Source organism: Sphingomicrobium astaxanthinifaciens (assembly GCF_022865105.1).
GTDB classification, from domain to species: domain Bacteria; phylum Pseudomonadota; class Alphaproteobacteria; order Sphingomonadales; family Sphingomonadaceae; genus Sphingomicrobium; species Sphingomicrobium astaxanthinifaciens.
In genome coordinates, this window is sequence record NZ_JAKNYM010000002.1 from 466,118 (window position 1) to 484,313 (window position 18,196).

21 protein-coding genes are annotated in these 18,196 nt (G+C 71.1%); 9 read left to right on the top strand and 12 right to left on the bottom strand.

Annotated elements, in window-relative coordinates; translation table 11 throughout:
- Positions 1–38 precede the first annotated feature (38 nt).
- Both L8951_RS06115 and thiL read right to left on the bottom strand, forming a co-directional pair.
- Positions 39–2,207, bottom strand: a complete 2,169-nt coding sequence (locus tag L8951_RS06115) for a sodium-translocating pyrophosphatase (protein ID WP_244382115.1) — start codon at positions 2,205–2,207, stop codon at positions 39–41.
- Positions 2,208–2,396: 189 nt separating this feature from the next.
- Positions 2,397–3,353 (bottom strand): thiamine-phosphate kinase, encoded by a 957-nt coding sequence (thiL, locus tag L8951_RS06120; protein ID WP_407696408.1) that lies wholly within the window; start codon positions 3,351–3,353, stop codon positions 2,397–2,399.
- A gap of 83 nt (positions 3,354–3,436) precedes the next feature.
- Here thiL and L8951_RS06125 point away from each other — a divergent pair, with 83 nt between their 5' ends.
- A complete protein-coding gene (locus L8951_RS06125; protein ID WP_244382117.1) occupies positions 3,437–4,546 on the top strand; it encodes an alpha/beta hydrolase in 1,110 nt (369 codons plus the stop codon).
- A gap of 31 nt (positions 4,547–4,577) precedes the next feature.
- Here the strand turns inward: L8951_RS06125 and nusB are convergent, their stop codons facing one another.
- Positions 4,578–5,021, bottom strand: a complete 444-nt coding sequence (gene nusB / locus L8951_RS06130) for a transcription antitermination factor NusB (RefSeq protein WP_244382118.1) — start codon at positions 5,019–5,021, stop codon at positions 4,578–4,580.
- Between the two features lie 59 nt (positions 5,022–5,080).
- Here nusB and L8951_RS06135 point away from each other — a divergent pair, with 59 nt between their 5' ends.
- Positions 5,081–6,136 carry a DUF2332 domain-containing protein gene (locus L8951_RS06135; protein ID WP_244382119.1) on the top strand — a complete coding sequence of 352 codons (1,056 nt, stop codon included), beginning with the start codon at positions 5,081–5,083 and terminating at the stop codon, positions 6,134–6,136.
- On the opposite strand, the gene L8951_RS06140 is transcribed toward L8951_RS06135, so the two are convergent.
- The 3 genes from L8951_RS06140 to L8951_RS06150 are packed head-to-tail and all read right to left on the bottom strand — an operon-like array spanning position 6,116 to position 8,153.
- Entirely contained in the window at positions 6,116–7,000 is an 885-nt protein-coding gene (locus tag L8951_RS06140; protein WP_244382120.1) for an alpha/beta fold hydrolase, read from the bottom strand. The two genes, L8951_RS06135 and L8951_RS06140, sit on opposite strands and share 21 nt — an antisense overlap.
- On the bottom strand, positions 6,997–7,878 hold the full coding sequence (locus L8951_RS06145; RefSeq protein ID WP_244382121.1) for a pirin family protein: 882 nt from the start codon (positions 7,876–7,878) through the stop codon (positions 6,997–6,999). The genes L8951_RS06140 and L8951_RS06145 overlap by 4 nt, the downstream gene beginning before the upstream one ends.
- Positions 7,875–8,153, bottom strand: coding sequence for a BolA family protein (locus L8951_RS06150; RefSeq protein ID WP_244382122.1), 279 nt, complete (start codon positions 8,151–8,153; stop codon positions 7,875–7,877). Before L8951_RS06150 ends, L8951_RS06145 begins: the two co-directional genes overlap by 4 nt.
- Before the next feature lie 26 nt (positions 8,154–8,179).
- Here L8951_RS06150 and L8951_RS06155 point away from each other — a divergent pair, with 26 nt between their 5' ends.
- A complete protein-coding gene (locus tag L8951_RS06155) occupies positions 8,180–8,767 on the top strand; it encodes a J domain-containing protein (RefSeq protein ID WP_244382123.1) in 588 nt (195 codons plus the stop codon).
- Here L8951_RS06155 and L8951_RS06160 read toward each other — a convergent pair.
- On the bottom strand, positions 8,764–9,246 hold the full coding sequence (locus tag L8951_RS06160) for a VOC family protein (RefSeq protein WP_244382124.1): 483 nt from the start codon (positions 9,244–9,246) through the stop codon (positions 8,764–8,766). The genes L8951_RS06155 and L8951_RS06160 overlap by 4 nt on opposite strands.
- Complete coding sequence (locus L8951_RS06165) at positions 9,243–9,596, bottom strand: DUF1428 domain-containing protein (protein ID WP_244382125.1); 354 nt, start codon at positions 9,594–9,596, stop codon at positions 9,243–9,245. The genes L8951_RS06160 and L8951_RS06165 overlap by 4 nt, the downstream gene beginning before the upstream one ends.
- A 143-nt stretch (positions 9,597–9,739) precedes the next feature.
- Here L8951_RS06165 and cobS point away from each other — a divergent pair, with 143 nt between their 5' ends.
- The 3 genes from cobS to L8951_RS06180 all read left to right on the top strand — a co-directional run bounded on the left by cobS (position 9,740) and on the right by L8951_RS06180 (position 13,645).
- Entirely contained in the window at positions 9,740–10,747 is a 1,008-nt protein-coding gene (gene cobS / locus L8951_RS06170) for a cobaltochelatase subunit CobS (protein ID WP_244382126.1), read from the top strand.
- Positions 10,747–12,564 (top strand): cobaltochelatase subunit CobT, encoded by a 1,818-nt coding sequence (cobT, locus tag L8951_RS06175; protein WP_244382127.1) that lies wholly within the window; start codon positions 10,747–10,749, stop codon positions 12,562–12,564. The genes cobS and cobT overlap by 1 nt, the downstream gene beginning before the upstream one ends.
- 145 nt (positions 12,565–12,709) lie before the next feature.
- On the top strand, positions 12,710–13,645 hold the full coding sequence (locus tag L8951_RS06180; RefSeq protein WP_244382128.1) for an esterase-like activity of phytase family protein: 936 nt from the start codon (positions 12,710–12,712) through the stop codon (positions 13,643–13,645).
- 40 nt (positions 13,646–13,685) lie between these two features.
- Here the strand turns inward: L8951_RS06180 and rpmB are convergent, their stop codons facing one another.
- Positions 13,686–13,976: a 50S ribosomal protein L28 gene (rpmB, locus tag L8951_RS06185; RefSeq protein ID WP_244382129.1), complete on the bottom strand. Its 291-nt coding sequence runs from the start codon at positions 13,974–13,976 to the stop codon at positions 13,686–13,688.
- Between the two features lie 168 nt (positions 13,977–14,144).
- Here rpmB and L8951_RS06190 point away from each other — a divergent pair, with 168 nt between their 5' ends.
- Together L8951_RS06190 and L8951_RS06195 are read left to right on the top strand one after the other, a co-directional pair.
- On the top strand, positions 14,145–14,432 hold the full coding sequence (locus tag L8951_RS06190) for a hypothetical protein (protein WP_244382130.1): 288 nt from the start codon (positions 14,145–14,147) through the stop codon (positions 14,430–14,432).
- A 31-nt stretch (positions 14,433–14,463) separates the two neighbouring features.
- Entirely contained in the window at positions 14,464–14,922 is a 459-nt protein-coding gene (locus tag L8951_RS06195) for a nucleoside deaminase (RefSeq protein ID WP_244382131.1), read from the top strand.
- 102 nt (positions 14,923–15,024) lie between these two features.
- Here the strand turns inward: L8951_RS06195 and L8951_RS06200 are convergent, their stop codons facing one another.
- On the bottom strand, positions 15,025–15,714 hold the full coding sequence (locus tag L8951_RS06200; RefSeq protein WP_244382132.1) for a YiaD family glycine zipper/OmpA-like lipoprotein: 690 nt from the start codon (positions 15,712–15,714) through the stop codon (positions 15,025–15,027).
- A gap of 154 nt (positions 15,715–15,868) precedes the next feature.
- Here L8951_RS06200 and L8951_RS06205 point away from each other — a divergent pair, with 154 nt between their 5' ends.
- Entirely contained in the window at positions 15,869–17,206 is a 1,338-nt protein-coding gene (locus L8951_RS06205) for a hemolysin family protein (RefSeq protein WP_244382133.1), read from the top strand.
- On the opposite strand, the gene L8951_RS06210 is transcribed toward L8951_RS06205, so the two are convergent.
- The gene (locus L8951_RS06210) at positions 17,203–17,709 is read right to left on the bottom strand and encodes a hypothetical protein (RefSeq protein WP_244382134.1); all 507 of its coding nucleotides are present in this window, start codon (positions 17,707–17,709) and stop codon (positions 17,203–17,205) included. The genes L8951_RS06205 and L8951_RS06210 overlap by 4 nt on opposite strands.
- A 9-nt stretch (positions 17,710–17,718) precedes the next feature.
- On the bottom strand, positions 17,719–18,156 hold the full coding sequence (locus tag L8951_RS06215) for a hypothetical protein (protein ID WP_244382135.1): 438 nt from the start codon (positions 18,154–18,156) through the stop codon (positions 17,719–17,721).
- Positions 18,157–18,196: the final 40 nt, after the last annotated feature.

Here is an 18,196-nt window from a genome sequence, read left to right on the forward strand (position 1 = left end):
CCCCGCGCTCCCGCTATGCTTCGGTAAATGATCGAGGATCAGAGCAGCCCGTTGCCCGCCCCCGCCAGCGCGGCGAGCAGCAGGATCGAGACGATGTTGGTGATCTTGATCATCGGGTTGACCGCCGGGCCCGCGGTATCTTTGTAGGGATCGCCCACGGTATCGCCGGTCACCGCGGCCTTGTGGGCTTCGCTGCCCTTGCCGCCGTGGTTGCCGTCCTCGATATACTTCTTGGCGTTGTCCCACGCACCGCCGCCCGAGGTCATCGACAGCGCGACGAACAGCCCCGAGACGATCACCCCGAGAAGCAGCGCGCCCAGCGCGGCAAAGCCGTTCTCCTGCCCCGCCACCGCGGTGATCGCGAAATAGACCACCACCGGCGCGAGCACCGGGAGCAGGCTCGGCACGATCATTTCCTTGATCGCCGCCTTGGTCACGAGATCGACCGTCTTGGCGTAATCGGGACGCTCGGAGCCGTCCATGATGCCGGGCTTGGCCTTGAACTGCTCGCGCACGTCGATGACGACGTCGCCCGCCGCGCGGCCGACCGCGGTCATCCCCAGCGCCCCGAACAGGTAGGGGAGCAGCGCGCCGAGCAGCAGCCCGACGATGACGTAGGGGTTCTCGAGGCTGAAATCGACATCGACCGACGGGAAATACTTGCGCAGGTCGGTGGTGTAGGCGGCGAACAGCACGAGTGCGGCCAGCGCGGCCGAACCGATCGCATAGCCCTTGGTCACCGCCTTGGTGGTGTTGCCGACCGCGTCAAGCAGGTCGGTCTTCTCGCGCACGCTCTCGTCGAGCCCCGACATCTCGGCGATGCCGCCGGCATTGTCGGTTACCGGCCCGTAGGCGTCGAGCGCCACGACCATGCCCGCAAGACTGAGCATCGCGGTAGCGGCGTAGGCCAGCCCCATCAGCCCGGCGAGCTGGAAGGCGATCACGATCGCGACGACGAACAATAGCGTCGGCAGCGCGGTCGCCTCGAGGCTGATCGCGAGCCCCTGGATGACGTTGGTGCCATGCCCCGTCTCGGACGCCTTGGCGATCGACTTCACCGGGCGATAGTGGGTACCCGTATAATATTCGGTGATGAAGATGATCAGCCCGGTCACGCCGAGCCCGAGCAGCGAGCACCAGAACAGGTCCATCCCGGTGAAGGGCGCGATGGTGGTGGTGCCTTCCTCGGCGAGCGGGGCGCCCGGGTCGACGTCGGTGATCACCCCGCCGATCTGCGCGGTCATGTCGCCGAGCGCGAACTGGGTGGCGAACCAGATCAGCGGCACCGCGAGCACCGCCGAGACGATGAAACCCTTGTACATCGCCGCCATGACGTTCTTCGACCCGCTCGAGAGCTTGACGAAATAGGTGCCGATGACGCTGGTCAGAATGCAGGCCCCGCCGATCAGCAGCGGCAGCGCCATCAGCGGCACCAGCAGCTCGCCCACGACCCCGCCGAGCAGCAGCGCGGTGAGCACCATGGTGATGCCGACGGTAACGACATAGGTCTCGAACAGGTCGGCCGCCATGCCCGCGCAGTCGCCGACATTGTCACCGACATTGTCGGCGATGACCGCGGGGTTGCGGGGGTCGTCCTCGGGGATGCCCGCCTCGACCTTGCCGACGAGGTCGGCGCCGACGTCGGCGGCCTTGGTGAAGATGCCGCCGCCCAGGCGCGCGAAGATCGACACTAGGCTGGCCCCCAGCGCCAGCGCGGTCAGCCCGATGATCACCGTGCTGTCGTCGGCGGCATGTCCGCCGGGACCGATCAGGTAGGCGAAGTAGCCGGCGATCGCGAGCAGCGCGAGCCCGACCACGAGCAGCCCGGTGACCGCGCCCGAGCGGAACGCCATCGTCAGCCCCTGCTGGAGCCCCGAGCGCGCCGCCTCGGCGGTGCGCACGTTGGCGCCGACCGACACGTTCATGCCGATGAAACCCGCCACACCCGACAGGATCGCGCCGATCGCGAAGCCGATCGCGGCGGCCCAGCCGAGAAACAGCAGGACGATGACGGCGACCGCCACCCCGACCAGCGTGATGGCGCTATACTGGCGCTTGAGATAGGCGCGCGCGCCTTCCTGGATGGCGCCCGCCACCTCGACCATGCGTTCGTTGCCCGCCGGTGCGCCGAGCACCTGGCGGGAAGTGATGATGCCGTAGAGCAGCGCAACGACGCCGCAGGCAATCGCGATCAACACCAGATTCATGACTGGAAAACCCCCCTGTTCGGGTCGGCGAGGAGCGCCGTTCCCATGATGTAACGAGCAACAGGTGTAACGCACATTTTAGCGTGCGCAAGGCTGCTCGCGCGGGGTGTTGATATGGGTTAAGCGAGGACCAGCGCGAGCAGGCTGCCGCCGAGGAAACCGGCGAACCCGAGCAAGAGGCGGCGCGGGTCAGTCGCGATGATGTTCATGGCCGAGCCTTTCGGGCAGGTCGACCGGATCGTCCCCGTCGTGGAGCGCGAGCCCGGTCCCGGGCGCCAGCCGCCCGATTACCGTCAGTCTCGCGTCCGATGGTAAAGATTGCCTTACCAGCGGTTCGTCCGCGGGCGCGATCGCGGCGAGCAGCGCATAATCGTCCCCCGCGGTCGCCGCGAACAGCCGCGCCGCGCGGTCCGCGCCCTTGTCGGCGATGAAGGCGGTCTCGAGCGGGAGGCGGGCGAGGTCGACCCGCGCCGCCAGCCCGCTCGCCGCCGCCAGCCGCCCGGCATCGAGCAGCAGCCCGTCGGAGACGTCCATCATCGCGTGCGCGAAGGGGGCGAGCGCCTCGCCCGCCGCGAGCAGCGGCACGGGGCGGCGGTAGATCTCGACCAGCGCCCCCGAGGCCTCGCGGTCCTGCTCGAGCGCCTCGAGCCCGGCCATCGCCGCGCCGACCGTGCCGACGAGGAGGAGGAGGTCGCCCGCGCGCGCGCCGCTGCGCCGCGGCGCGGGCACCGGGGCGGTCCCGATCGCGGTCAGCCCGAGCACGCGGGGGGCCCCGTCGGGCAGCGCCACCGTGTCGCCCCCGAGGAGCGGCAGCCGGTAGCTCTCGCAGGCGGCGGCGAGCCCGGTCAGGAAGCGCTCCTCCCACTCGCCCGGGGCCATCTCGCGCCCGGGGGTGCCGATCGTGAGCGACAGCAGCGCGCCGACCGGGCGCGCGCCCTTGGCGGCGAGGTCCGACAGGTTCACCGCGGCCAGCTTCCACCCGACGCTCTCGGGCGGGTCGCCGCGGCGATAGTGCACTCCCTCGACGATCGTGTCGTGGGTCAGCACCCGCCCGTCGAGATGCGCGACGTCGTCGGCCAGCCCCGCCGCGGCGGGATGATCGGCGAGCCGCGCCAGCCGCGCGTGCAGCCGCGCCTCGAGGCTCAGCCCCGCGGGGGCGGGCGATGACGGCTTCACAGGGGGGGCGCGGCGCGGCATGGTCGAACTGCAATCGCACGAGGGAGAGGAAATTGCCAATCGCCTTGCTGCTCGCGCTCGGCGCCGCGCTGCAGGATCCGGGCCCCGAGGCCGCCGCGCTGGCGCGGCAGGCGGCCGCGCTCGCGCAGGATGCCGAGACCGCAGCCGAGGTCGGGGCCGAGGTCGGGGTCGTCGCCGAGGCCGACGCCGGCGCGCTCGATCCCGACGTCGAGGTCGACGGCGACGGCGACGCCGACGCGCCCCCGCGCGCAGCGGGGCCCGTCGACACGCTCCCCGGGGCGGCCACGCTCCCCGCCGTCGCGGCGGGGCGAATCACGCAGATGATGTTCGACGACGGCGCCGCCGCCGGGGTCGGCGAGGTGTGGGTCTGGACCCCGCCCTCCTACGGGCGCGACCCGCGCGCGCGCTATCCGGTGCTCTATGTCCACGACGGGCAGAACCTGTTCGATCCCGCCTTTGCCGACGCGGGGCAGGCCTGGGGGATCGACGAGGCGATCACCCGGCTGGCCGCGCGCGGCGACCTGCGCGAATGGATCGTCGTCGGCATCCGCAGCCCGCGCGAGCGCTGGCGCGCGCTGTTTCCCGAGAAACTCTACGATTTCCTCCCCGCGGCGCGGCAGCGCGCGCTCGCCGAACCGCGCGGCGCGCTCGTCGGCGATGCCTATCTCGGCTGGATGGTCGAGCGGCTCAAACCCTATATCGATCGCCGCTACCCGACCCATGCCGGGCCCGAGAATACCGCGGTGATGGGGGCCGCGCTGGGCGGGCTGACCAGCCTCTACGCGGTCGCCGAATATCCGCATGTCTTCGGGCAGGGCGCGGCGCTGTCGGCGCGCTTCGCGCTGCCCGATGCCGACACCGGCCCCGCCGACCCGGTCGGCGACATCGTCGCGGCGTGGGACGCCTATCTCGATTCGACGCATATCGATCCGCAGCGCAACGCGCTCTACCTCGATCACGGGACCGCGCCTGCGGGCGAGGCGGCGGGCTACCACGCCGCCTTCGCGGCGATGATGCGCAAGGGGGGCTGGCCCGCGCGGCATTTCGAGAGCCGCCGCTTCACCGGCGCCGCGCCCGACGTGCAGAGCTGGCGCGAGCGGATCGACATCCCGCTCGCCTTCCTCGATCGCTACGATCCCTGAGGCCGCGCCAAACCCGCGCCCGCGCGTGCGCCTAGCCGCGCACGTCCTTGGCGATGGCGTCGAGCAGGCCGTTGACGAAGCCCTTCTCGCGCGCATCGAAGAAGGCGTCGGCGACGTCGACATATTCGTCGATCACCGAGGCGCGCGGCACGTCGGGACGTGCCACCAGCTCGTAGGTGCCCGCGCGCAGGATGGCGCGCATCGCGCGATCGAGCCGCGACAGGCTCCAGCCTTCCGACAGCTTGGCCGCGATCTTCTCGTCGAGTTCGTCCTTGCGCGCCAGCACGCCGGCGACGATGTCGTCGAAGAAGAGCACCTCGGCCTCGGCATATTGCACGTCCTCGATCACCTGCCCGAGGCGGTGTTCGTGGAATTCGTGGATGAGCTGCGCGGTGCCGGTGCCCTCCATCTCCTGCTGGTACAGGGCCTGGACGGCGGCGAGCCGCGCGGCGGAACGGCTTTTCGATCTCGACATGGGGCGGCCTTTGCCCGCTGGCGCCCGATCATGCAAGGAAAAGGGCGGAGGAGACGCCCGTGACCGCCACCCCCGCGCAGGCCTTTTCGAACCAGGCCGACTATTGCCGCGCCAACGGCGCCCCGCTCACCGCCGCCATCTGCCGCGCGGTGTGGAAGGGGCTCGATCCCGACAGCGCGCTCGGACGCATGATCCATCGCTGGCCGCGCGATCCGCTCAAGGACGTCGTGCCGCTGCGGGTGGCGGCGGGGTTGCAGGCGCTGCACCTGTCGGGCGCCGAACCGCGGCTCGCCCCGCTCTACGCGGGCGAGTTGCTGCGCGAGGAGATCGCGCCGCTGGTGGCCGCGGTGCTGCGCGCGCACGAGGCGGCGATCCTGCCCTGGATGGAGCGCCCCCCGCAGACCAACGAGGCGGGGCGCTCAGCGGGGTTGATGGCGGGCCTCAAATGGCTCGCGGGGCAGGGGCTCGGGCCGCGTTTCGAGCTGGTCGAGATCGGGTCGAGCGCGGGGATCAACCTGATGATCGACCGCTTCTTCATCGACCTCGCGGGCACGCGCAACGGACCCGCCGACAGCCCGGTGCGGCTGGCCCCCAAATGGAAGGGGGCGCCGCCGCCCGAGGCGCCGGTCGCGATCCTCGCCGCGACCGGCTGCGACCGCGACCCGCTCGACCTCGCGCGCGCGGCGGACCGCATCCGACTGGCCGCCTATGTCTGGCCCGAGATGAAGGAGCGCACCGCGCGGCTGGAGGCGGTGTTCGACCTCGCCGCGGCGCGGGGGGCGCCGCAGGTGGTCGAGGCCGATGCCGCCGACTTCGTCGAGGCGCAGCTCGCCGCGCCGCGCGAGAACGGGGTCACCCGGGTGCTGATGCACAGCCTCGTGTGGCAGTATCTGCCGGCCGAGACGCAGGCGCGGATCCGGCTGGCGATGACAGCAGCGGGGGAGGCGGCGAGCGCGCACCAGCCGCTGGCGTGGGTCAGCCTCGAGGGCGACCGGGCGCTGCTGCGGCATGTCCTCAAGGTCCGCTACTGGCCGGGCGGCGCGGAGGAGGCCACGCTCGCGCACGGCCATGCGCATGGCGGCTGGATCGACTGGCTAGCCGAGGAAGTCGGCTAGCGCCTTCGCGACGGGTTCGGGTTTCTCCCACGGCACGAAATGGCCCGCGTCGGCGACCCGCTCGATGCGCAGGTCGTCGACCAGCTCGCCCAGCCCGTCGAGCTGGCAGGGGAGGAGCGCGGGGTCCTTCATGCCCCAGACCACCAGCGTGGGGATGCGGATCCGCGGCACCCCGCTCATCACCCAGTCGGGATAGGGCACGTCCTCCTCGTCCATCGCGGGGACGAGGATCGGCGAGGCGCGGTACCAGGCGAGCATGCCCTCGAGCGCGCCCTCCGCGCTCCATTCCTCGAGATAGGCCTGCCGGTCGGCGTCGGGGATGGTGGCGAGGTCGAGGTGGGGGCAGAAGCTCTTGTCGAAGAAGGTGTCCCAGCCCATCGCGCGAATCTGCTCCTCCATCCCGGTGGCGCGGAAGGCGCGCATGTACTGACTCGCCGCGCGCTGGGCGGGATCGTCGATCAGGCTCTTCTGGAAGAGGAGCGGGTGGGGCGAATTGACGATGGCCAGCTTCTCGATGTGCGGGCCGCCGCGCAGCGCCGCCGCCCACGCCACCGCGCCGCCCCAGTCGTGCCCGACGAGGCTGAATTTCTGGTGCCCGAGCGCCGCGGCAAGCGCCAGCAGGTCGGCGATCGCCTTGTCGGTGCGATAATCATCGAGGTCGCGCGGCTTGTCCGAGCCCCCGAAGCCGCGCTGGTCGGGCATGATCAGGCGGAAGCGATCCTCGAGCAGCGGCACGATGCCGCGCCAGGTGCGATGCGATTCGGGAAAGCCGTGGAGGAGGAAGACGGGCGGCGCGTCTTCCGGCCCGGCGAGCGCGACGTCGAGGCCGATGCCGGTCGAAAGGGAGATGCGCTGGGTCTTCACGGATAGCTCACCGTCTTGGGCACCGCGGGGATGGGGATGCGCTCGACATCGTCGCCGGGGACGAGCGGGAAGCGGCGCGCGGTCCAGTCCTCCTTCGCCTGCGCGATGCGATCGCGGCTCGAGGAGACGAAATTCCACCACACGTGGCGCTTGGTCGAAAAGGCCTCGCCGCCGAGCAGCATCGCGCGGCCCCGGCCCTTCAGCGTCATCGGCTCGCCGGGTTTGAGGATGTAGAGGTTGAAGGGGTCGAGCGGCTGGTCGTCGAGGGTGATCGTCCCCTCGGTCACCAGCACCGCACGCTCGTCGGCCTCCGCGTCGATCGGGAGCGCGCCATCCTCGAGGACGATGTCGGCGTAGATGGTCGGGCTGTGCTGCGGCGTCGTGGCGGTCTGGCCCCATAGCGTTCCCATCAGCACCCGCGCCGAGGCCTTGCCGTCCTCGACCAGCGGCAGCCCCTCCTCGGTGACATGGTCGAAGGCGGGCGCGATCTCCTCGCGACCGTCGGGCAGCGCGAGCCAGGTCTGCATGCCGTAGAGCCGGGGCCCCGCGTCGCGTTCGGCCTGCGGCGAGCGCTCCGAATGGACGATGCCCTTGCCCGCGGTCATCAGGTTGATCGCGCCGGGGCGGATCACCTGGCTGGTGCCGAGGCTGTCGCGGTGGTGGATCGCGCCCTCGAACAAATAGGTCACGGTGGCGAGGTTGATATGCGGGTGCGGGCGCACGTCCATGCCCTGCCCGGAGGCCATTTGCGCGGGGCCGAACTCGTCGACGAAGATGAAGGGGCCGACCATCGTGCGCGGGCGGCTCGGCAGCACGCGGCGGACCTTGAAGGCGCCGAGGTCGTGGACGCTCGGGGTGATTTCTTGGAGCGCGCTCATCGCGCTTCGTCGGGCGTCTGCGCCCTGATGGCCAGCGCGTGGATCGGATTGTCCATCAGCTCGCCCAGCGCCTTGTACACGAGGCGCTGGCGCGCGACGCGGCCGAGCCCGTCGAACCGCGCCGAGACGATGTGCACCGACCAGTGCGTCTCGCCCGAGCCGTCGTCGCCCATGTGCCCGGCATGCGCGGCGCTGTCATTGTCGAGCGTCAAGGCGACGGGCGACAGCGCGTTCGTCAGGCGGCGGATGATCTCGGCGCTGGTGTTCTGGGTCATCGCTCCCATATAGGGACGCGAGCGCGATGACCAAACGACCCGAGAAATTCCATGGCCGCGTCGAAGGCGCGGGGCAACGGTGCGCGGTTCCCGGATGCGGGGACGCGGGCGAATTCCGCGCGCCGCTCACCCCGGGCGATTTCGACGGCCCGGGCGAGGTGCGCTGGCTGTGTCTCGACCATGTTCGCCAGCACAACAGCGCCTACAATTATTTTGCCGGGATGAGCGCCGAGGAGATCGAGGCGGCGCAATCGCCGATCCCGCGCCGCGCGGGCGAGGGCGGGCGACGCTTCGCCTACGCGCCGGGCGCCGACCCGGGCCCGCGCTGGGCCGATTTCGACGACCCGCTCGATGCCATCGCCGCGCGCTTTCGCGACGCGGCGACGATGCGCGAGGAACGGCGCCGCTCGCGCTTCTCGGCCGAGGAACGCGGCGCGCTGCGAGTCCTCGGGCTCGGCCCCGAGGCCGACCTCCACGCGGTGCGCAAGGCCTATGCCGGGCTGGTGCGCCGCTACCACCCCGACCGCAACGGCGGCGATCGCCGCCACGAGGCGCGGTTGCGCGCGGTCATCGACGCCTTCCAGCGGCTACGCAAGAGCACCGCCTTCGGCTAGCCGTCGGGCGCCCCCACCGCCCGCTCGAGCGCGGCGATGTCGATCCTGACCATCGCCTGCATCGCCGCGAAGGCGGCGGGCGCGCTGTCCGGGTCGGCGAGCAGGTCGAGCAGGCGCTGCGGGGTGACCTGCCAGGCAAAGCCGAAGCGGTCGGCGATCCAGCCGCACGCCATCGCCGCACCGCCCCCCGCCTCGAGCGCCTGCCACACCCGGTCGGTCTCCTCCTGGTCGCGGGTCACCAGCATCAGGCTGGTCGCCGGGCTCGGCCGGAAGGCGTCGCCGCCGTTCATCAGCATCACCCGCTGCCCGGCGATCTCGAGGTCGATGGTGATGACATCGCCCGCCTTGCCCCCCGGCCAGTCGGCGGGCGAGCGGTTCTCGGCGATCAGTCGCGTGCGCGGGAAGCTGTCGACGTAGAAGGCGGCCGCCGCGCTGGCCTCGTGGTCGAACCACAGGCAGGGCCGCAACGCGCCGCTCACCGGTCGACGATCGAGCGGAACCCGCCGAGCACCATCCGCTTGCCATCGAACGGCATATGCTCGGGCTGGGGCATGGCCTCCATATAGGCCCGCATCTTCTTCCACCCCTCCTCGCGCGCCTCCTTCGAGGGCCATTCGACGTAGCTGAAGACGGTCTTCTCCCCCGCCTCGGCGAGCACGGCGGTGTGGAAATCGTTGAGCTTGCCGGTCGGGCAGTCGTCCTCGACCGCCTCGACCACGCGGGTCGCGCCCCATTCGCGAAACTTGGGCGCCAGTTCCTCGGCGAGCGCGCGATAGGCCTCGAGTTCGCCCTCGGGCACGGGCACGAGATAACCGTCGACATAGGTCATGACCATTGCTCCTCTCTCGGCCCGGCGCGGCAGGCGGCCGCGCCCGTCGCCCTTGCGCCGCCGCATAGCATGAGGGCGGGAGTCGCGCCTACGACCAACGGCGGTTATTGTGGCGCGCATCCTCCTCCTCTAAAGCCCCTCCCATGACCGAGCTTTCCAACACCGACGCGCCGCGCCGCGCCGACACGCTGCTGAGCGCGCCCGACAAGATGGTGAAGGTGCGCGACGCCTTCGGGATCGACAGCGACATGGAGGTCCCCGCCTTCTCCGAGGCCGACGAGCGCGTGCCCGACGCCGACCCCGCCTATGTCTTCGACCCCGACACCACGCTGGCGATCGCCGCGGGCTTCGCGCACGACCGCCGCGTCATGGTCCAGGGCTATCACGGCACCGGCAAGTCGACCCACATCGAACAGGTCGCGGCGCGCCTCAACTGGCCGCTCATCCGCATCAACCTCGATGCCCACATCAGCCGCATCGACCTCGTCGGGCGCGACGCCATCGTCCTCAAGGACGGCCAGCAGGTCACCGAGTTCAAGGAAGGGCTGCTGCCCTGGTGCCTCCAGCACCCGGTCGCGCTCGTCTTCGACGAATATGACGCGGGGCGCCCCGACGTGATGTTCGTGATCCAGCGGGTGCTCGAGACCGAGGGCAAGCTGACGCTGCTCGACCAGAACCGGGTGATCAAGCCCAACCCGCATTTCCGCTTGTTCGCGACCACCAACACGGTGGGGTTGGGCGACACCACCGGGCTCTATCACGGCACGCAGGCGATCAACCAGGGGCAGATGGACCGCTGGAACATCGTCACCACCTTGAACTACCTGCCCGCCGAGACCGAGGCGCGGATCGTCCTCGCCAAGTCGGGCGAATATGACAAGCCCGAGGGCAAGAAGACGGTCGAGAGCATGATCAAGGTCGCCGACCTGTCGCGCCAGGGCTTCATCAACGGCGACATCTCGACCGTGATGAGCCCGCGCACGGTCATCAGCTGGGCGCAGAACGCGCTCATCTTCGGCGATGTCGGCTATGCCTTCCGCGTCTCCTTCCTCAACAAGTGCGACGAGGCCGAGCGCCCGGTGATCGCCGAATATTACCAGCGCGTCTTCGGTGAGGACCTGCCCGAGAGCGTGGCGAGCCGCGCGGGCTGATGCCCGAGCCCGACACCCTCGACGACTTCCGCCGGGCGCTGACCGGCGCGGCGCGCGCGCTGGCGCGCGACGAGGCGCTCGAGATCGCCTTCGCCGAGGCCGGACAGACGGGCGAGGGGCGGGTGCCCTCGCCAGGGCGCGACCTTGCCCCCGCGCTGGTCGCCGAGGCGCGCGGCGCGGCCGACGCGCTGGCGCTGCGCCACCGCTATCACGACCCGCGGGCGCACGCGCGCCGCGCCCCCGCCGACCTCGAGGCGCGCGCGCTCTACGACGCGCTCGAGACGGCGCGGATCGAGGCCCTGGGGGGGCGCGACTTTCCCGGGGTGAAGGGCAATCTGTCCGCGCATGCCGAGGCGCGCGTGCGCGTCTCGCCGCTGATGCGCGCGCGCAGTCCCGAGGAGGTCCCGCTCGAGATCGCGGTCGGGCTGCTGGCGCGCCAGCGGCTGACCGGCGAGGCGCCCTCCGAGGCGGTGGCGCGCAAGCTCGACCTCGTGCGCGCGCAGGTCGAGGAGAAGGCGGGCGCCAGCCTCGATGCGCTCGATGCCGCGCTCGGCGACCAGGCGGCCTATGCCGATCGCGTCCGCCGGGTGCTCGCCGACCTCGATTTCGACCTCGAGGACGAGGAGGATGGCGAGGCCGAGGAGCCCGAGGAGGGCGAAGACGGCGAGCCGCCCGAGGACACGGGCGAGGGCGAGGACGAGGACGAGGACAGCGACAGCGCCGCCGACGCGGGCGATGCCGAGCAGCGCCCCGAGCAGGACGACGGCGACGACGACGGCGCGGCCGAGATGGACGAGGCCGACCTCCCCCCCGCGGGCGACGACCATGACGATTCCGCGCAGCAGCCGCGGCAGGGGCGCCGTCCCGACTGGGCCGAGGCCCCGCGCGAGGGGTACAAGGTGTTCACCGAGGCGCATGACGAGATCGTCCACGCCGAGGAATTGTGCGACCCCGAGGAGCTCGACCGGCTGCGCGCCTATCTCGACGGGCAGGTGGCGGGGCTGGCGGGGATCGTCACCCGGCTCGCCAACCGGCTCCAGCGCAAGCTGATGGCGCAGCAGGCGCGCAGCTGGGATTTCGACCAGGAAGAAGGGTTGCTCGATGCCGCGCGGCTGGCGCGCGTCGTCGTCTCGCCGACCCACTCGCTGTCCTACAAGATCGAGCGCGAGACCGAGTTCAAGGATACCGTCGTCAGCCTGCTGATCGACAATTCGGGCTCGATGCGCGGGCGCCCGATCTCGATCGCCGCGATCTGCGCCGACGTGCTCGCGCGCACGCTCGAGCGCTGCGGGGTCAAGAGCGAGATCCTCGGCTTCACCACCCGCGCGTGGAAGGGCGGCCTCTCGCGCGAGGACTGGCGCGCGGCGGGCTGCCCGCCCCAGCCCGGGCGCCTCAACGACCTGCGCCACATCATCTACAAGAAGGCCGACGAGCCCTATCGCCACGCGCGCCGCCCGCTGGGGCTGATGATGCGCGAGGGGCTGCTCAAGGAGAATATCGACGGCGAGGCGCTGGTCTGGGCGCATCAGCGGCTGATCGCGCGGGCCGAGGAACGGCGGCTGCTGCTGGTCATCTCGGACGGCGCGCCGGTCGACGATTCGACCGGGTCGGCCAATTCGGGGGCCTATCTCGAACAGCATCTGCGCCATGTCATCGACTGGATCGAGACCCGCTCGCCGGTCGAGCTGGCGGCGATCGGAATCGGCCATGACGTCACCCGCTACTACAAGCGCGCGGTCACCATTATGGACGCCGAGCAACTGGGCGGGGCGCTGATGGACCAGCTCGCCGGACTGTTCGATGTCGAGATGCGCTGAGCACGAAAAAGGCCCGGCCGACAGGGGTCGACCGGGCCCCCCTCGGTACGCGACTCGAGGGATGGATAGGACAGGGAAAAGGGGGAAAACCCTGTCTATGCAAAGGCTTATGCCAGAACTGCCCCGTCCGGGGACTGAATAGGAGATGCAGCCTTCGTTCAGGTCGCTGGCGGGCAGGTCGGCGCGGCTGGTCACCGCCGCCGCGCTGTTCGCCGCCATCGCCGCGGTGGGGCTGCGGCTCGACCATTATCGCAGCTGGGGGCCGCAGCAGCCGTTCGCGGTCGCGCTCGAGGAGGTCGCGCTCGACCGCGCCGCGCCGCGCGGCTGGCGGCTGGCGGGGGCGTGGCGGCTCGACCATCGCTACCTGCGGCTGTCGGGGATGTCGGGGCTGGCGTTCGCCGGCGACCGGCTCGCGGCGGTCACCGATCATGGCCAGATCGTCCTCTTCGCGCCCCCCGAGGCCGGGCAGGCGCGGCTGCTGGTCGAGCCCTTGCCGCTGCCCGCGCGCGAGGGGCTCGATGCCGAGGCGCTGGTGGTCGACCCCGACGGCGCGGGCGGGCAGGTCGCCTACGAGCGGCGCGAGCGCATCGAGCATTTCGTCGACGACTTTCGCGCGATCGTCGCGCACTGGCCGGTGCCCGGCGCGGGGCGCGGCAATCGCGGCATCGAGGCGATGACCCGGCTCGACGGCCGGCTGGTCGCGCTCGCCGAGACGGGCGAGGGGTTCATCGAGACGCAGCGGCGGCTGGCGCCGATCGCGGTCGAGGGGCTCGTCGCGATGCCCACCGGGGCGGCGACGCGCGGCACGGGCGAGCTGCTGGTGCTCCAGCGCGGCGTCGGGCTCGCCGGCTTTCGCACCTGGGTCGCGAGCGGGCGGATCGAGGATGGGGTTATCCGGCTCGACCCGGCGGTCCTGCTCGGGCTGAGCCGGCGCGACAATGCCGAGGGCATCGCGCTGCGCGCGCGCGCCGACGGCGGGGCCGAGATCTGGATCGTGACCGACGACAATCGGGGTCCGCCGCAACGCACGCTGCTGGTGCGTTACGAGATGGACCCCGAGGGCTGGCCGATCCGGCGCTGAGCGCGGGTCGGCGGCACGCCGCGGCGTGCGCGCCGGGCGCTTAGGCCTGCGCGGCCTTCGCCTTGGCGACTTCGCTCTTCAGCTTGGCAGCCTTGGGCGACAGCTTGTCGCTGCTGGTCTTGAGCAGCCAGTTGTCGAGACCGCCATTATGTTCGACCGAGCGCAGCCCGTGGGTCGACACGCGCAGCTTGACGCGGCGGTCGAGGGTCTCGCTCAGGAGCGTGACGTTCTGCAGGTTGGGAAGGAAAACCCGCTTGGTCTTGTTGTTGGCGTGGGAAACGTTGTTGCCCACCTGCCGGCCCTTGCCGGTCAGTTCGCAGACGCGCGACATAATTCTCGTCCTGTGTCGGTTGGGGACCAGCCGGTCCCGGAAAGCGCTGCCCGATAGCCCGGCCCGTCGCGCAGGTCAACCGATTCGCCCTTGCGGACGCGTCACGGCGGCAACCCGGGCGCCCCTTTGACGTTTTTTTCACGCTATCAACGGGCAAGGGAGTTTGCCGTGCGGGGGCTGGTCGCCGTCATCCTGATCATTCTCGTCGTCATCATCGCCGCGATCGGCGCGGGCTTCGTCCACCTCGACCGCGATCGCGGTCGCGCCGCCGCGACCGCGTTCGACAACCCGGGCTTGATCGACGCCAGCGACAATGGCGGCTTCGATGTCGAGACGGGTAGCCGCCCCCCGGGCGAGCGCGCGCCGCGCGTCGCGGAGCCGCCGGAAGACACCGCGCCCGCTACCGCCGCTTCGCCCGCGGCCCCCGCAGCCGCCGCCGCCGCGCCGGGGGCGTGACACGACCCGCCCGCGCGCGCTAGCGGGGGGCATGACCGCTTTCCCGCTCCCCGCCCCGATGCGCCAGGCGCTCGACCTCGCCGCCGCCGCCGCGGCAGCGGGCGAGGTGCCCGTCGGCGCGGTGGTGACCGATCCGCGCGGCCGGGTCGTCGCGCGCGCCGAGAACCGGATGCGGCGCGACGCCGACCCCACCGCGCACGCCGAAATGGTCGCGATTCGCGCCGCCGCCGCCGCGCTCGGCAGCGAGCGGCTGGTCGGCTGCCAGTTGTTCGTCAGCCTCGAGCCCTGCGCGATGTGCGCGGGGGCGATCGCGCTCGCCCGGCTCGCCCGGCTCACCTATGCCGCCGAGGATCCCAAGGGGGGCGCGGTCGCGCACGGCCCCCGCTTCTTCGCCCAGCCGACCTGCCACCATCGCCCCGAGGTGCTCGCCGGGCTGGGCGAGGAGGAGGCCGCCGCGCTGCTGCGCGACTTCTTCGCCGCGCGGCGTTGAGGCGTCGCCGTCGCGCGCGGCGCGATGGCGCAAGAAAAGGCCCCCGCTTCCGCACCGGAAGCGGGGGCCTCGTCATTGAACGCGCGAGGGCGTGCGAGCGGCCTAGTAGCCCGCCGCGTTGACGTCCTGCTGGGTCACCGGCACGACCTTGATCTCGACCCGGCGGTTCTGCGCGCGGCCATATTCGGTCGAATTGTCGGCGATCGGCTGCGTCTCGCCATAGCCGACGGTGGCCATCCGCGCCCGCTGCACCCCGCGCGCGGCGAGATAGTCGGCGACCGCGTTGGCGCGATTGACCGAGAGCCGCTGGTTATAGTCGTCGCGCCCCGTCGAATCGGTGTGGCCCATGATGTCGATATAGGTCGAATCATAGGTCGAGAGCGTCCGCGCCACCTCGTCGAGCGTCGCGCGGAACTCGGGCTGGATGGTATAGCTGTCGACCGGGAAGGTGACCGAGCTCGGCATCCGCAGCAGCAGCTCGTCGCCGTCGCGGATGACGTCGACCCCGGTGCCCGCGGTGGCGCGGCGCATGTCCTGCTCCTGCTTGTCCATATAGGCGCCGACCGCGCCGCCGGCGACCGCGCCGACCCCGGCGCCGATGATCTTGGCGGTGCGATCGTTGCGCCCGCCGATGATGTCGCCGAGCAGGTAGCCGAGCACCGCGCCCGCCCCGGTGCCGATCGCGGCCTCGGTCGAGATCCGGCGCTCGCCGGTCATCGCGTCGGTGGTGCAGGCCGCGGTGCCGAGCCCGGCAACCACGGCAACGGCGGTGATCTTGTGCGTCAACTTCATGTTCTTACTCCCTTGGCAACTTGTCCGTCGGGCAACCAAAGTCGCGTGCCCGCGGAAGTTCCATGCCGGTGCGTGCGCGCTCGTTTCGGAACCTCAACTGAACGCATGCGCTTGTCGGATCGTCGTTAAGGCGGCAAAAGGCCCGTCGACCATCATGCCCCCATCCGATCCCTTCCCCATTCTCGACCTTTTCGTCCTGCTCGCGCTGATCGCGCTCAACGGGGTGCTCGCGATGAGCGAGCTGGCGATCGTCTCGGCGCGCCCGAGCCGGCTGCGCTCGCTGGCCGAACAGGGCTCGGCGGGGGCGCGCCGCGCGCTCGACCTCGCGGGCGAGCCGGGCCGCTTCCTGTCGACCGTGCAGATCGGCATCACGCTGATCGGCATCCTCGCGGGCGCCTATTCGGGGGCGACCTTCGGCGAACCGGTGTCGCAGCGGCTCGAGCTGCTCGGGCTCGGCGGCGCGACCGCCGACAGCCTCGGCTTCGGGCTAGTGATCGTGCTCACCACCTATGTCAGCCTCGTCATCGGCGAGCTGGTTCCCAAGCAGATCGCGCTGCGCAACCCCGAACCGATCGCCGCGCTGCTGTCGCGCCCGATGGCCTTCCTCAGCCGCGCCACCGCGCCGCTGGTGTGGATCCTCGACAAGACCAGCGCGGCGATCTTCAAGCTGGCGGGGATGAACCGCGAGAACGACCAGGCCGTCACCGCCGAGGAACTGCACCTCGTGGTCGCCGAGGCGCAGTCGGCCGGCGTGCTCGAGGAATCGGAGCGCGCGATCATCTCCTCGGTGGTCCGCCTCGCCGACCGCCCGGTGCGCGAGATCATGACCCCGCGCACCGAGATCGACTGGCTCGCCGCCGATGCCACCAGCGCCGAGATCCGCGCCGCGCTCGCGCAGACCCCGCACAGCCGGCTGCCCGTCGCCAACGGCTCGGTCGACGACATCGTCGGCATCGTCTCGGCGCGCGACCTGCTCGACGCGATGCTCGACGGGCAGGAGCTCGACCTCGTCGGGCTCGCCCGCCCGGCGCCGATCATTCCCGACCTGATGGACGCGATGGACGCGCTCGACGTGCTGCGCGAGGCCGACGTGCCGCTCGCGCTGGTGCACGACGAATATGGCCATCTCGACGGGATCGTCACCCCGGGCTCGATTCTGATCGCGCTCGCGGGCACCTTCCGCAACGACGAGGACGAGGAGGAGCCGGTGCGCGCCCGCGAGGACGGCTCGTGGCTCGTCTCGGGCACCGCCAATGCCGAGATCCTCGTCGAGAAGCTGGGATTGAAACTCGACGAGGACCGCGACTATGCGACCGCCGCCGGGCTCGCGCTCGCGGTGCTGCGGCGGCTGCCCGAGGAGGGCGAGAAATTCGCCTTCCAGGGGTGGGTGTTCGAGATCGTCGACATGGACGGGCGCAAGATCGACAAGCTCATCGCGAGCCGCCAGCGCAAGCGCCGCAAGAAGCCGACCCCCGCCGCCCCCGCGGCCTAGAGCTTGCCGAAGCGCGCCTCGTAGCCGTCGATGTCGCCGCGCGCGAGATAGTCGGCCTGCTCGACCACCCGGTCGCGCGCGAGCCGTCCCTTGAAGCTGCCGAGATGCTCGTCGATCTTGGCGAGCTGCGCGGGGGTGAGCTTGGCGATCTGGTCGAAGCGCACGATCCCGAGCCCGTTGAGCGCGGTGGCCAGCTTGGGCCCCACTCCCTTGAGCCGCTTGAGATCGTCGGGCTCGCCGGTGGCGCCGGGCAGGTGCTCGTGGACCTCGGCCTGCATGAACTGGCCCGACACGTCGGTCAGCCCCGCCGCCGCCTCGTCGACCAGCCCGCGCCCTTCCTTCGAGCGCGCGTCCTCGATCCCCGCCATGTGCGGGCGGCGCGGCGCGCTGTCGTCGGACAGCGTGACCCGCTGCTTGGGGCGGAAGATAAGGTAACCGGCGACGATGCCCACCAGCAGCGCCACCAGGATGACCGGCCAATAGGTTTGGATGAGCGTGTCCATGAAAGCTCCTCAGATCTCGTAACGATAGGGATCGCGCGCGCGACCGAACAGGAAGAAGGCGACCAGCAGCCCCGCGCCGAAGGCGGCGAGCCCGGCCAGTTCGACCTCGACTATGAGAGGTAAGAGCGGGACCCCGCTCACGGTTCCCCCGCCCCCGGGCACGAGCCACTGCACGTCCGCGACTTGCGGCAGGTCGGACAGGATGCGCGCCAGTTCGGCGCGCTGGAAATCATCGGCCTCGCCCGCCAGCCACAGCCGCCGCGTCAGCGGCTCGCGCTCGACGAAGGGGGTGATGTGTCCCATCTCGTAATAGGCCAGGTTGCGCCGCGCCAGCTCCTCGGTCTCGAAGGCATAGCGCGCCGAGGCCTGCCCGAGCGCGCCGTGCCACAGCGCCGAGGCGAGCACGACCAGCGCGATGCCGAACAGGAGGACGAGGCGGGGCTTCATCGCCTCCCGCTCTGCCATGGGCGCGAAGCGGCTGGCAAGG